A 13,283-nucleotide genomic window follows, 5' to 3' on the forward strand; every position below is an offset into this window, starting at 1 on the left:
GCAGCGTTCAGCCGATCACCTTGGTGGCGGTTGGGTCGAGCTTGGGCGGGTTCTCGAAGGTGTGGAAAGGCGCCGGCGAGGGCACTTCCCACTCGAGGCCTTCCGCGGCTTCCCATGGCTTTTGCGGCGCCTTCTCACCCTTGCCGAGCATGGTCGGCAGCACGATGAAGAAGAAGAAGTAAACCTGTGCAAGACCGAAGCCGAAGGCGCCAATGGACGCTACCGCGTTGAAGTCGGCAAACTGCATCGGGTAGTCGGCATAGCGGCGCGGCATGCCGGCCAGGCCCAGGAAGTGCATCGGGAAGAAGGTGATGTTGAACGAGATCAGCGACCACCAGAAGTGGATCTTGCCGCGCGTTTCGCTGTACATCACGCCCGTCCACTTGGGCGCCCAGTAGTAGTAGCCCGCGAACATCGCGTAGAGCGAGCCGGCCACCAGCACGTAGTGGAAGTGGGCCACCACGTAGTAGGTGTCCTGCAGCTGGATGTCGATGGGCGCAATGGCCAGGATGAGGCCCGTGAAGCCGCCCATCGTGAACACGAAGATGAAGCCCACGGCAAACAGCATCGGGGTCTCGAAGGTCATCGAGCCCTGCCACATGGTGGCGATCCAGTTGAAGATCTTCACGGCCGTCGGCACCGCGATCAGCATGGTCGCGTACATGAAGAACAGCTGGCCCGTGACCGGCATGCCGGTCGTGAACATGTGGTGCGCCCAGACGATGAACGACAGGATCGCGATCGACGAGGTGGCGTACACCATGGAGGCGTAGCCGAACAGCTTCTTGCGCGAGAACGCCGGCACGATCTGGCTGATGATGCCGAAGGCCGGCAAGATCATGATGTAGACCTCGGGGTGGCCGAAGAACCAGAAGATGTGCTGGTACATCACCGGGTCGCCGCCGCCGGCGGGGTTGAAGAAGCTGGTGCCGAAGTGGCGGTCGGTCAGCGTCATGGTGATGGCGCCTGCGAGCACGGGCATCACGGCAATCAGCAGGTAGGCGGTGATGAGCCAGGTCCAGCAGAACATCGGCATCTTCATCAGCGTCATGCCGGGCGCGCGCATGTTCAGGATGGTGACGATGATGTTGATCGAGCCCATGATCGACGAGGCGCCCATGATGTGCATCGCGAAGATGCCGGCGTCCATCGAGGGGCCCATCTGCAGCGTGAGCGGGGCGTAGAGCGTCCAGCCGGCAGCGGGGGCGCCGCCGGGCATGAAGAACGAACCCACGAGCATCAGCGCCGCGGGAATCAGCAGCCAGAAGCTGAAGTTGTTCATGCGCGCGAAAGCCATGTCGGATGCGCCGATCTGCAGCGGGATCATCCAGTTCGCAAAGCCCACGAACGCCGGCATGATGGCGCCGAACACCATGATCAGCCCGTGCATGGTGGTGAACTGGTTGAACAGCTCGGGGTTCACCAGTTGCAGGCCGGGCTGGAACAGCTCGGCGCGGATCAGGAGTGCGAGCACACCGCCCACCATCAGCATTGTGAAGCTGAACAGCAGGTAGAGCGTGCCGATGTCCTTGTGGTTGGTGGCGAACACCCAGCGGCGCCAGCCGGTGGGCGCTGCGTGGTGCTCGGATCGTGTGCGTGGCCGTCGTGGGCGTGACCGTGGGGGTCGAGGACTGCACTCATTTCATTGTTCCTTGCAATTTCTTCGTCGCGGGGCGCTTGGGCTCGATCTTCGCGATCACTTGCCGCGCAGGGCCAGAACTTCGGCCGGCTGCACCAGCTGGCCCGTCTTGTTCGACCAGCTGTTCTTGGTATAGGTGGCAACGGCGGCCAGGTCGGTGTCGCTCAGTTGCTTCCAGGACGGCATCGCGCCGTTGTTCTGGCCGTTGAGCAGCACCAGCAGCTGAACCTTGTGGTCGGCGTCGACCACCTTGGGGCTGGCATCCAGTGCCTTGATCGGGCCCGCGCCCTTGCCGTTGGCCTGGTGGCAGGCCGCGCAGTTGGCGGCGTAGACCTTTTCGCCGCGAGCCATGAGGTCGGGCAGCGTCCAGACCTTGCTCGGATCGTCGAGCTTGGCGGCGGCTTCCTTGCGCTTGGTGTCGACCCATGCCGTGTAGTCGGCGGCCGAAACCACCTTCACGTGGATGGGCATGTAGGCGTGTTCCTTGCCGCAGAGTTCCTGGCACTGGCCGTAGTAGTCGCCCACGGTTTCGGCGCGGAACCAGGTGTCGCGCACGAAGCCGGGAATCGCGTCCTGCTTGATGCCGAGTTGGGGCACGGCAAATGCGTGGATCACGTCGTTGGCGGTGGTGATGATGCGGACCTTCTTCTGCACCGGCACGACCATCGGGTTGTCGACCTTGAAGAGGTAGTCGGCGGGCATTTCGCCCTTGGCGCCGGCATCCGACATGGCGCGGTGCGAGCTGTCGAGCGTGGAGATGAAGGCCAGGCCCTCGCCTTCGCCCGTGAGGTAGTCGTAGCCCCACTTCCACTGGTAGCCGGTGGTCTTGATGGTGAGGTCGGCGTTGGTGGTGTCCTTCTGGGCCACCAGCACCTTGGTGGCGGGCAGCGCCATCACGATCACGATGATGAACGGCACGATGGTCCAGATGACCTCGACCACCACCGATTCATGGAAGTTGGCCGCCTTGTGGCCGACCGACTTGCGGTGCTTCCAGATCGAATAGAACATGACCGCGAACACGGCGACGAAGATGACCGTGCACAGGATCATCATCACCGTGTGCAGGAAGTGCTGTTCCTGCGCAATCTTGGTAACGCCAAGCGGAAGATTCAGCTGGCGCACCGAAGGGCCGCCGGGCAGATCGTTGACTGCGTGCGCCGCGCCGCTGAAAGCCGCGCCGGCCGCCAGCAACAGATTCGCCGGCCTGTACTTGTTGCGCCAAATGCTCTTCATCGTGTTCACGTTTCTTCAATTTTTTCAACAAACCCAACCGTGCAGTGCCGCGCGAGCCTTCAGGCGCCACGCAACGCCATGCGAATCTCGCGCGCCAGTGCGGCTCGCAACTCCGGGCGTACATAGCGCCCCACCCTGACCGATCGACCCTGACCCGAGACCTCGATCAGCGAGCGATCGCCGGCCTGCGGTTCGATCCGCACCTGGTGCGGCAGAAATTCCGTGCGCTCGTAGTCTCCACCGTTCTCGAGCTCCACCACCAGCCGTCCGCCCTGCAACGCGATCTTTTCTCCATCGGTCGCGTGCCGCGCGTACAGCATGAATACAAATCCCACCGCCGCCAGTTCCAGCCAGGCAAAAGGCAGCACCAGCGGCGCACCGAGCAGCCAGAACACCGTACCGATACCGAGCGACACCACGCACAGCGAGGCGTAGAGCCAGCCCAGCTGGCTCGGCGTCACCGAGCAATTGCGCTTCAGGAACCAGTGGATGTTCTGGCCTGAAACGGTGGCAAAACGAAACACGGAATTCGACACGGGCGAGTTCAGCAAATCGGTGCGTCGACGGCCGGCCAACCCCTTGTCTCCACAGGATCGGACAGACCTCGTTCGCGGAACAACACCCGCGAGTTTCACGCAACGGCGGATTGTAGCGGGTAGACACAGGTGCCCGCCCGCAAGATGCGCAGCTTGACGGGCCAGCCGCTCATCGATAGCCCGCGCGCTGCGCGCTACGGTCTTCGCCTTGGGAACGGCCCTGCGGCTCAGCCCCCGGCCGGCCGCGCTGCAGCATCGAGCGCATCTCGCGCAGCGACACCGCGCTCTCGGCCGAAAGCGCCACGCGCGGCGCCGGCTTGAAGGCGTGGCCATAGATGACTTCGAAGGTGAGCGCAATGCGCCCGCCGCCCTCTTCCGCCGGCGCCAGTTCGGGCAGCGCCTCTTTCAGCGACCGGTGCCACGCCTTGCCGCGCAGCGCCGGAAAGCGCGCCGGGTGCAGGTTGCGTCCGAGCGTGCGCAGCTCGGCAAGCGCCGCCTCGGGCGTGGCCCAGGTAAGCACGATGCGTTCCATGTCCATCACCGGCTCGGCAAAGCCGGCATGCACCAGCATGTCGCCCCAGTCGTGCATGTCGGTGTATTCGTGGCCCGCCGCCGGCCAGCCAAGCCGCGCATGCAGGGCCCGCAGCTCGCGGACCGTGTCGGGGCCAAGGCACGAGAACATCAGGAAGCCGTCGGTCGCCACCAGCCGGTGCCACTGTGCGATGAGCGCTTCGGGGTCGGCGGCCATGTGCAGCGACATGTTGGCCCAGAGCAGGTCGACGCCGTCCTCGGGCGGCGCATCGAAGCGCGCCTTGCCACCCTGCCAGCGGCGCGCGCTCCACCAGGGTGATGCCAGCGCCTGGCTGGTTGCGGCGGCAAGGGCCGGTTCGGTTTCGATCACGAAGCATGCGGCTTCGCGGTAGCGCCGGGCGACGAGTTCGTGCGCCTCAAGGCCGCCGCGAAGGGGCGACCAGTCGGCCCAGGTGCGCGGCTGCGCCTTGATCCATTGCAGCCGGTCTTCCATGCGGCGCCCGATTTCCTCGTGCAGCCACGGCGAACCGTCGGCAGGCGCGAGCCGCGTCCAGCGTGCGGCCGCCGTGGGATCGATGGTCGGCGGTCTTCTTGCGGGGTCGGTGGCCATGGGGCCGTGAGTATATTGAGCCCATGTTCAGCCGTTGGGCCCGTCGGCCTTTGACCTCTCTGCTTGCACGGCTGCCCAGCCAGTGCGAGGTGTGCCGCGCCTGGCCTTCCCGGCGCGTTTGCGATGCCTGCGTGGCCCGCTTTGCGCCCCCGGCCGACCGATGCGGCAGCTGCGCGCTGGCCGTGCCGCAGGGCGTGGTCCGGTGCGGCGAATGCATGGGCGATCCGCCACCGCTCGATACCTGCCTTGCGGCCTGCGACTATGCGTGGCCGTGGCCCGAATGCATCGCCCAGTTCAAGTTCCGCGGCGAGGCGGGCTGGGCCGGGCCCCTGTCGACGCTGATGCGCAGCGTGCCCTGGGTGGAACCGGCGCTGGAAAACTGCGACACCGTGCTGCCGATGCCCATGGCCCCCGCCCGGCTGCGCGAGCGCGGCTTCAACCAGGCGCTCGAACTGGCGCGCCGGCTGGCGCCCGCCAAGACCGACGCCACGCTGCTGCTGCGCACCCGCGACACGCCGGCGCAGATCGGCCTTGCGCGTGCCGAGCGCCTTCGCAACCTGCGCGGCGCCTTCGCGGTTGAGCCCCTGCGCGCGAACCAGCTGCAGGGCCGGCGTGTGGTGCTGGTCGACGATGTGATGACGACGGGTGCGTCGCTCTTTTCGGCGGCCGCGGCGCTGCGGCTGGCCGGCGCAGCGCACATCACGGCCGTGGTGCTGGCGCGGACCGCTGCGCCGCACTGAGCAGGCGCGCCGCCGCGACAATCGGCGCATGTTCCATATCGTCCTGGTCCAACCCGAAATCCCGCCGAATACAGGCAACGTGATCCGCCTGGCGGCCAACACAGGCTGCGCGCTGCATCTGGTCGAGCCGCTCGGCTTTTCGATGGACGACCGGCTGCTGCGCCGCGCCGGGCTCGACTACCACGAGTACGCCGAGGTCAAGCGCCATGCCAGCTGGCAGGCCCTGCTCGACACCGAAAAGCCCGCGGCCGAGCGCATGTTTGCGCTCACCACCCGCGGCACCCGCGCCGTGCACGACGTTCGCTTCCAACCCGGCGACTGGCTGGTGTTCGGATCAGAGACGAGCGGGCTGCCGCCGGCGGTGCGAGAGGGTTTTGCCGAGCCCCAGCGCCTGCGCCTGCCGATGCGCGAGGGGCAGCGCAGCCTCAATCTTTCGAACGCGGTGGCAGTGACCGTGTTCGAGGCCTGGCGGCAGAACGGATTCAGCTGAGCGGTTGTGTTCCTGCCGCCGGCCGAGGCGAACTCAGCGGTAGCGGCGCACCACCGACTCCGCCACGCAGGCCGGCTTGGCCGCGCCTTCGAGCTCGATCGTGGTTTCCCAGGTCATCTGGATGCCGTCGTCCGCAATCGGCTCGGCGGTCAGCAGCTTCATGCGCGCCCGCAGCCGCTTGCCGACCGGCACCGGCGACATGAAGCGCACCCGGTTCAGCCCGTAGTTCACGCCCATGCGCGACTCGACCACGTCCAGCGCCGTCTCGTAGAAGCGCGGCAGCAGCGACAGCGTCAGGAAGCCATGGGCAATCGGCCCACCGAAGGGGCCCGCCTTGGCCCGCTCGATATCGACATGAATCCACTGGTGGTCGCCCGTGGCTTCGGCGAACTGGTTCACCTGCTCCTGCGTGATGGTGATCCAGTCGCTCACGGCGACTTCCTGGCCAACGCAGGCGGCAAGATCCTGAAGGGTCTGGAATGTCTTTTTGGTCATGCGCGGCATTCTGGCGCCAAGGGTGCAGGGGCAGGTGTCGGCACCGCGACAGCCGAAAGCCTCAGCCCTCCAGCCACTCGCAGATCGGCTGCCACTGCTCCAGGTCGCGCTGCACACGCCCGGGCGCAATGTCGAACAGCGTGAGCCCGCGCGCCGCAAGCTGAACGTAGTTCTGCGTGTCGCGCAGCTCGCCCAGCACCGGCACGCCCAGGCTTGCGATGAACTCGTTCAGCCGGTCGGCGGCCAGGGTGCGGGCGTTCACGCGCATGCCCACGAGGCTGATCTTCGTTTTTTCGGCGCGGCGCTGCTCCATCAGCCGGTCCAGAAAATCGCGCGTGGCGTAGATGTCGAAGATGCTCGGCTGCAGCGGCACGATCACGCGGTCGGCCAGGGCCAGCACTTCCTTGAAGCGCCATCCGTGCAGGCCGGCCGGCGTGTCGAGCACCGCATGGGTGGTTCCGCGTGGCGGCCGCACCACGGCGCTGTCGCCCGTGGCCTCCCAGGTGGCGATGGGCCGCGCCTGCGGCGGCCGCAGGCCGAGCCAGAGGCGCGACGATTGCTGGCGGTCCACGTCGCCGAGCATCACGGCATGGCCGCGGCTCGCAAAATAGCCTGCGATGTTCGTCGCGAGCGTCGACTTGCCTACGCCACCCTTGGGGTTGGCGACCAGAACCACCGGCATGAGCATCTCCTCCAGAGCTGGAACAGCCCGCATCGTAGCGACACGAGGCGCGCCCGGCCGGCAGGAGCCGATCTTGAGCTATGTTCGCGGCATGACGACAACAACATCCGCGGCCGCCGCCAACGCCGACTCCGGCGGCATCTATGTGCTTGCGGCCCATCCGCACTGGCGCGATTCCCGCGTCAACCGCCGGCTCCTGGCCGCCGCCCGCTCGGTGCCCGGCGTCGAGGTGAACGACCTCTACGGCAGCTACCCCGACTTCTCCATCGACATCGAAACCGAGCAGGAGCGGCTTGCCAAGGCGAGCCTGGTGGTGCTGCTGCACCCGATCCAGTGGTATTCGATGCCCGCGCTGCAAAAACTCTGGCTCGACGACGTGCTCGGCTACGGCTGGGCCTACGGCCCTGGCGGCACCGCCTTGCAAGGCAAGGACTTGTGGCTGGCCGTCACCACAGGCAGCCCCGAGCAGAGCTACCACCCGCAGAGCTATCACCGCTATTTCTTCGACGCCTTCTTGCCGCCCTATGAGCAGACCGCGGCGCTGTGCGGCATGCGCTTCTTGCCGCCGCTGGTCTTTCACGGCGCGCGCAGCGCCAGCGAGGCCGAGGTGGCAGCCCATGTCGACGTGTTCGCCCAGCGGCTCGGCAGCTACCCCGACTGGCCCGAACTGGAAGAGCTGGATGTGTGCGTGGCCTGCCCCGTGCCCGAGACCGATCGCCCCGCCGAGCATGACGAACCGGGCGCGGCGGCCTCCGGCGCCTTCCAATCCGCAATGACCCATGGCCTGGCTTTCATGTCCGCCGCCAACGAAGAAGAAAACAGCGGCGAGAAAGGCTCGGCCTGAGCATGGAACACGCACCCGCCTGGCTGACCAGCAGCCTTATTTACCTGAGCGCCGCCGTGCTGGTGGTGCCGCTTTCCAAGGCCCTGGGCCTCGGCTCGATCATCGGCTACCTCGTGGCCGGCATCGCCATCGGCCCCTGGGGGCTGGGGCTCGTCTCCAGCGTGGAAGACGTGCTGCATTTCGCCGAATTCGGCGTGGTGCTGATGCTGTTTCTCGTGGGCCTGGAGCTTGAACCCAAGCGCCTGTGGAACCTGCGCCGCCCCATCTTCGGCTGGGGCGCCGCGCAGGTGCTGAGCTGCGCGGCGGTGCTGTTTGCCGCGGGTTGGGCGGCCGGTGCCGAATGGCGCGTGGCGCTGGTGGCGGCGCTCGGCCTGGCGCTCTCGTCCACGGCCATTGCGCTGCAGGTGTTCGGCGAACGCAACCTGCTCAAGACGCCGAGCGGCCAAGCCGGCTTTTCGATCCTGCTGTTCCAGGACGTGGCGGCCATTCCCATCCTCGCGCTGCTGCCCCTGCTGGCGGGCGCCACGGCGGCCGAACAGTCGCTCAGCGGGCTCGACCGCACGCTCGAGGGTCTGAAGATCGTCGGCGTGATCGCCGGCATCATCCTCGGCGGCCGTCTTGCCTTACGCCCGCTGCTGCGCTGGATCGCGCGCAGCGACACGCCCGAGATCTTCACCGCCGCGGCGCTGCTGCTGGTGGTGGCCATCGCGGCGCTGATGCAGTTCGTGGGCCTTTCGATGGCGCTGGGCGCCTTTCTTGCCGGCGTGCTGCTGGCCGAAAGCGAATACCGGCGCGAGCTCGAAACCGACATCGAGCCCTTCAAGGGCCTGCTGCTGGGCCTGTTCTTCATCGCCGTGGGCATGTCGATCAACTTCGGCGTGCTGATCGCAAGCCCCTGGCTCATGGCCGCGCTGGTGGTCGGCTTCATGGCCATCAAGCTGGTGGTGATCTATGCGCTGGCCAAGGCCATGGGCCTGGCCTACCAGGAGCGCCCCGTGTTCACGCTGCTGCTGGCGCAGGGCGGCGAGTTCGCGTTCGTGGTGTTCCAGGCCGCGGGGCCCGACGTGCTGCCGCCCGAAATCACCTCGCTCCTGATCGGCGCCGTGGCGCTGTCGATGCTGCTGTCGCCGCTCTTGCTGGTGCTGCTCGACAAGTTCGTGCTGCCGCGCTACAGCCGCAACAACGGCGCGCAGCTCGAAGAAATCTCGGAGCAGCAGGACGCCAAGGTGCTGATCTGCGGCTTCGGCCGCTACGGCCAGATCGTCGGCCGCATGCTGATGTCGCAGGGCCTGCGCGTGACGGTGCTCGACCATGACGCCGACACCGTCGAAGGCCTGCGGCAGTTCGGCTTTCGCGTGTTCTATGGCGACGCGACGCGACTCGATCTGCTGCGCACCGCGGGCGCCGGCACGGCCAAGGCCATTGTGGTGGCGGTGGACGACATCGAGCAGTCGCTCAATATCGTAGACCTGGTGAGAGAGCACTTTCCGCAGGCACGCATCATTGCGCGGGCCCGCAACGTGACGCACCTTTTCCAGCTGCGCGACCGCGGCGTGACCGATGTGGAACGCGAGGTGTTCGAATCGTCGCTGCGCAGCGCCCGCACCACGCTCGAGGCACTGGGCTGGCCCGCGCACGAGGCGCGCGAAACGGCCATGCGGTTCCGCCGCCGGAACATCCTGCTGAGCGAGGAGATCTACCCGCACTACAAGGACCGCGCCAAGCTCATTGCGGCCAACAAGGCAGGCCGCCAGCAGTTCGAGGAGCAGATGGCACGCGAGCGCGAGGAACGGCAGCGCCGCTCGGGCCGCGACTGGGACCGGTTCGACGAGACGGAAGAGGCGGACGGCTGAGCCCGCCCTTCGGCTGACCCCGGTCAGCCTTCCAGCTTGAGCAGCCGCACCGCGTTGCCCTTCAAGATGCCCGGCATCACCTCGGGCTTGAAGCCGGCGGTCTCGAAGTCCTTCATCCAGCGGTCGGGCGTGATCAGCGGGTAGTCGCTGCCGAACAGGATGCGGTCCTTCAGCAGCGTGTTGGCGTACTGCACCAGCTGCTTGGGAAAATACTTGGGGCTCCAGCCCGACAGGTCGATCCACACGTTGGGCTTGTGCGTGGCCACGCTCAGCGCTTCGTCCTGCCACGGAAAGCTGGGGTGCGCCATCACGATCTGCATGTCCGGAAAGTCGATGGCCACGTCGTCCAGGTGCATCGGGTTGCTGTACTCCAGCCTGAGGCCGCCGCCGCAGCGCATGCCCGAGCCGATGCCGCTGTGTCCCGTGTGGAAGATGGCCGGCAGGTTGTACTCGGCAATCACCTCGTAGATCGGCCAGGCCATCTTGTCGTAGGGATGGTAGCCCTGCACCGTGGGGTGGAACTTGAAGCCCTTCACACCGTGCTCCTCGATGAGCCGCCGCGCCTCGCGCGCACCCATCTTTCCCTTGTGCGGATCGATGCTGGCAAAGGCAATCATGATGTCGCTGTTCTTCTGCGCGGCCTCGGCAATTTCCTCGTTCGGAATGCGCCGGCGGCCCATGTTCGACTCGGCGTCGACCATGAACATCACCAGCCCGATCTTTCTTTCACGGTAGTACGCCACGCTCTCGGCAATGGTCGGACGGCCGCTCGAGCCGAAGTACTTGTCCGCGGCGCGGTCGTATTCCTCGCCGTAGTTGTCGAACGGGTTCCAGCAGCTCACTTCGGCGTGGGTGTGGATGTCGATCGCGATGAGGTTCTTGTGGTCCATCTCGTTGTCTCCAGTACGGGTAAGTCCCTAGGATTTGGGGCGCTCAAGTGCCTTGAATTGATTATTTATCATAACCATAATCCAACTCACACACGAATGCAATCATGACCAATCCCGACCTCCAACTCGACATTCGCGACGAAGTCGCCATCGTTCGCCTGACGCGCGGCGCCAAACGCAATGCCCTTTCGGACGGGTTGATCCTCGCGTTGCGCAATACCTTCGAGACCCTGCCCTCCACGGTGCGCGCGGCAGTGCTCGACGGCGAAGGCCCGCACTTCTGCGCCGGCCTCGACCTGAGCGAACTGAAAGAGCGCGACGCGGGTCAGGGCATGCAGCATTCGCGCCTGTGGCATGCCGCGCTCGACCTCATCCAGCACGGCCCGGTGCCGGTGGTTGCCGCGCTGCACGGCGCGGTGGTGGGCGGCGGCCTGGAGCTGGCCAGCGCCTGCCACATCCGCGTGGCCGACCGCTCCACCTTCTACGCGCTGCCCGAGGGCTCACGCGGCATCTTCGTGGGCGGCGGCGGCTCGGTGCGCATTCCCAAGCTGATTGGCGTGGCCCGCATGACCGACATGATGATGACCGGCCGCGTCTACAACGCGGAAGACGGCGAGCGCGCCAACTTTGCGCAATACCTGGTCGACGAAGGCGCGGCCTTCGACAAGGCCTTCGAACTCGCCAAGCGCATTGCCACCAACGCGCCGCTCACCAATTACGCGCTCATGCATGCGCTGCCGCGCATTGCCGAGCAGTCGGCCGACCACGGCTTCTTTACCGAGGCGCTGATGTCCGGCATCGTGCAGAACGCGCCGGAGGCCAAGGAGCGCGTGCGCGATTTCCTCGAAGGCCGCGGCGCCAAGGTGAGCAAGGGATGACCACGATCCGATACCGTCCGCTGGCGTTCGGCGTTACCCGCGCAGTGCTGCGCGAAGGCGCGCCGGGCACGCAGTACCTGCGCGCCGAAACAGAGCTCGGCCCTTATCGCGACCGCATGACCGACCGCCTGGCGCACTGGGCCGAAGCGGCGCCCGAGCGCACCTTCATCGCCCGCCGCGAGCGGCTGGCCGACGGCAGCACCGGCGATTGGCAGCGCGTGAGCTACGCCGAGGCGCTGCAGAAGGCCCGCAGCATCGGCCAGGCCCTGCTCGATCGCGGCCTGAGCCCGGACCGCCCGGTCGCGATCCTCAGCGAGAACAGCATCGAACACGCGCTGCTGGCCCTGGGCTGCCTCTATGCCGGCGTGCCGTATTGCCCCGTGTCGCCGCCCTACTCCCTGGTGAGCCAGGACTTCGAAAAGCTGCGCCACGTGCTGGAGACGCTCACGCCCGGCCTCGTGTTCGCCGCCGACGCCGCGCGCTATGCCCGCGCCATCCAGGCCGTGGTGCCGGCCGACACCGAAGTCGTCCTCGCCGAAGGCCAGCTCGAAGGCCGCGCCACCACCAGCCTGGACGCACTCGCCGCCACGCCCGCAACACCGGCCATCGACGCCGCGATGCGCGCCACCGGGCCGGACACCATCACCAAGTTTCTCTTCACCTCGGGCTCCACCAAGATGCCCAAGGCGGTGATCAACACGCACCGCATGTGGTGCGCCAACCAGCAGCAGCTGCGGCAATCGATTCCCGCGCTCGGCGAGGAGCCGCCGGTGCTGGTCGACTGGCTGCCGTGGAACCACACCTTCGGCGGCAACCACAACGTGGGCATCGTGCTGGACAACGGCGGCACGCTCTACATCGACGACGGCAAGCCCACTCCCGGCGGCATGGCCGAGACGCTGCGCAACCTGCGCGAGATCGCGCCCACCATCTACTTCAACGTGCCGACCGGCTTCGAGGCCATTGCGCACGCGATGGAAACCGATGCGGTGCTGCGCCGCAACCTGCTGTCGCGCGTGAAGATGTTCTTCTATTCCGGCGCGGCGCTCGCGCAGCCCATCTGGGACAGCCTGCACCGCACGCAAGAAGCCGAAGTGGGCGAGCGCATCGTCATGGGCACGGGCCTGGGCATGACCGAGTCGGGCCCATTCGCGCTGTATGTCACCGGCCCCGAGGTCAAGTCGGGCGACATCGGCCTGCCCGCGGCGGGCATCGAACTCAAGCTGATCCAGGTCGATGGCAAGACCGAGGTGCGCTACCGCGGCCCCAACATCACGCCCGGCTATTGGCGTGCGCCAGAGGCCACGGCGGAGGCGCTGGACGAAGAGGGCTTCTTCTGCACCGGCGACGCGGTGAAGTGGATCGACGAGAACAACATCCACCGCGGCTTGCGCTTCGACGGCCGCATTGCCGAGGATTTCAAGCTGGCCACCGGCACCTTCGTGAGCGTGGGCCCGCTGCGCGCAAAGATCATCGCGGCCGGTGCACCCTATGTGCAAGACGCGGTGCTGACCGGCATCAACCTCAAGGAAGTCGGTGCGCTGATTTTCCCCACGCAGAAGGTGCGCGAGCTCGCCGGCCTGCCGGCAGACGCAACGATGCAGCAGGTGCTCGAAAGCGCGCCGGTGCAGGCGCACTTCCAGCAGGTTGCCAACGAACTGGCGGCCATGGGCACCGGCAGCGCCAATCGCATTGCGCGGCTGCACCTGATGGCCGAGCCGCCTTCCATCGACAAGGGCGAAGTGACCGACAAGGGCTCCATCAACCAGCGTGCCGTACTCAAGCACCGCGCCCACCTGGTCGAGGCGCTGCATGCCGACACCCTGCCCTTCACCCTGAAGCCCCGCTGACCCACATCC

The 13,283-nt window shown here is 66.7% G+C and carries 12 protein-coding genes and 1 pseudogene; 6 read left to right on the forward strand and 7 right to left on the reverse strand.

The window, feature by feature from the left end:
• Positions 1 to 7: 7 nt before the first annotated feature.
• From ctaD to M0765_RS04600, 4 genes and pseudogenes are all read right to left on the reverse strand, one after another.
• Positions 8 to 1,641 (reverse strand): annotated as a pseudogene (gene ctaD / locus M0765_RS04585) (cytochrome c oxidase subunit I).
• Between the two features lie 55 nt (positions 1,642 to 1,696).
• Complete coding sequence (gene coxB, locus M0765_RS04590; RefSeq protein WP_258502271.1) at positions 1,697 to 2,875, reverse strand: cytochrome c oxidase subunit II; 1,179 nt, start codon at positions 2,873 to 2,875, stop codon at positions 1,697 to 1,699.
• 59 nt (positions 2,876 to 2,934) lie between these two features.
• Entirely contained in the window at positions 2,935 to 3,411 is a 477-nt protein-coding gene (locus M0765_RS04595) for a DUF2244 domain-containing protein (RefSeq protein WP_126747164.1), read from the reverse strand.
• 169 nt (positions 3,412 to 3,580) lie between these two features.
• Entirely contained in the window at positions 3,581 to 4,552 is a 972-nt protein-coding gene (locus tag M0765_RS04600) for a class I SAM-dependent methyltransferase (RefSeq protein ID WP_258502272.1), read from the reverse strand.
• Between the two features lie 23 nt (positions 4,553 to 4,575).
• Between M0765_RS04600 and M0765_RS04605 the strand changes: the two genes are divergently transcribed.
• Both M0765_RS04605 and trmL read left to right on the forward strand, forming a co-directional pair.
• Positions 4,576 to 5,292: a ComF family protein gene (locus M0765_RS04605; protein ID WP_258502273.1), complete on the forward strand. Its 717-nt coding sequence runs from the start codon at positions 4,576 to 4,578 to the stop codon at positions 5,290 to 5,292.
• Between the two features lie 28 nt (positions 5,293 to 5,320).
• On the forward strand, positions 5,321 to 5,782 hold the full coding sequence (gene trmL, locus M0765_RS04610) for a tRNA (uridine(34)/cytosine(34)/5-carboxymethylaminomethyluridine(34)-2'-O)-methyltransferase TrmL (RefSeq protein ID WP_258502275.1): 462 nt from the start codon (positions 5,321 to 5,323) through the stop codon (positions 5,780 to 5,782).
• 33 nt (positions 5,783 to 5,815) lie between these two features.
• Here the strand turns inward: trmL and M0765_RS04615 are convergent, their stop codons facing one another.
• On the reverse strand, positions 5,816 to 6,286 hold the full coding sequence (locus M0765_RS04615) for a MaoC family dehydratase (RefSeq protein WP_126747075.1): 471 nt from the start codon (positions 6,284 to 6,286) through the stop codon (positions 5,816 to 5,818).
• A gap of 52 nt (positions 6,287 to 6,338) precedes the next feature.
• Positions 6,339 to 6,959: a ParA family protein gene (locus tag M0765_RS04620; RefSeq protein ID WP_126747076.1), complete on the reverse strand. Its 621-nt coding sequence runs from the start codon at positions 6,957 to 6,959 to the stop codon at positions 6,339 to 6,341.
• Between the two features lie 91 nt (positions 6,960 to 7,050).
• Between M0765_RS04620 and kefF the strand changes: the two genes are divergently transcribed.
• Both kefF and kefC read left to right on the forward strand, forming a co-directional pair.
• On the forward strand, positions 7,051 to 7,803 hold the full coding sequence (gene kefF / locus M0765_RS04625) for a glutathione-regulated potassium-efflux system oxidoreductase KefF (RefSeq protein ID WP_258508122.1): 753 nt from the start codon (positions 7,051 to 7,053) through the stop codon (positions 7,801 to 7,803).
• Positions 7,804 to 7,805: 2 nt separating this feature from the next.
• The gene (gene kefC, locus M0765_RS04630; RefSeq protein ID WP_258502278.1) at positions 7,806 to 9,656 is read left to right on the forward strand and encodes a glutathione-regulated potassium-efflux system protein KefC; all 1,851 of its coding nucleotides are present in this window, start codon (positions 7,806 to 7,808) and stop codon (positions 9,654 to 9,656) included.
• 23 nt (positions 9,657 to 9,679) lie between these two features.
• On the opposite strand, the gene M0765_RS04635 is transcribed toward kefC, so the two are convergent.
• On the reverse strand, positions 9,680 to 10,546 hold the full coding sequence (locus M0765_RS04635; RefSeq protein WP_258502279.1) for an amidohydrolase family protein: 867 nt from the start codon (positions 10,544 to 10,546) through the stop codon (positions 9,680 to 9,682).
• Between the two features lie 104 nt (positions 10,547 to 10,650).
• On the opposite strand from M0765_RS04635, the gene M0765_RS04640 reads away from it, so the two are divergent.
• Together M0765_RS04640 and M0765_RS04645 are read left to right on the forward strand one after the other, a co-directional pair.
• Entirely contained in the window at positions 10,651 to 11,424 is a 774-nt protein-coding gene (locus M0765_RS04640) for a crotonase/enoyl-CoA hydratase family protein (protein WP_157615762.1), read from the forward strand.
• Positions 11,421 to 13,274: a feruloyl-CoA synthase gene (locus M0765_RS04645; RefSeq protein WP_258502281.1), complete on the forward strand. Its 1,854-nt coding sequence runs from the start codon at positions 11,421 to 11,423 to the stop codon at positions 13,272 to 13,274. The genes M0765_RS04640 and M0765_RS04645 overlap by 4 nt, the downstream gene beginning before the upstream one ends.
• Positions 13,275 to 13,283: the final 9 nt, after the last annotated feature.

The organism is Variovorax sp. S12S4 (assembly GCF_023195515.1).
Lineage (GTDB): Bacteria > Pseudomonadota > Gammaproteobacteria > Burkholderiales > Burkholderiaceae_C > Variovorax.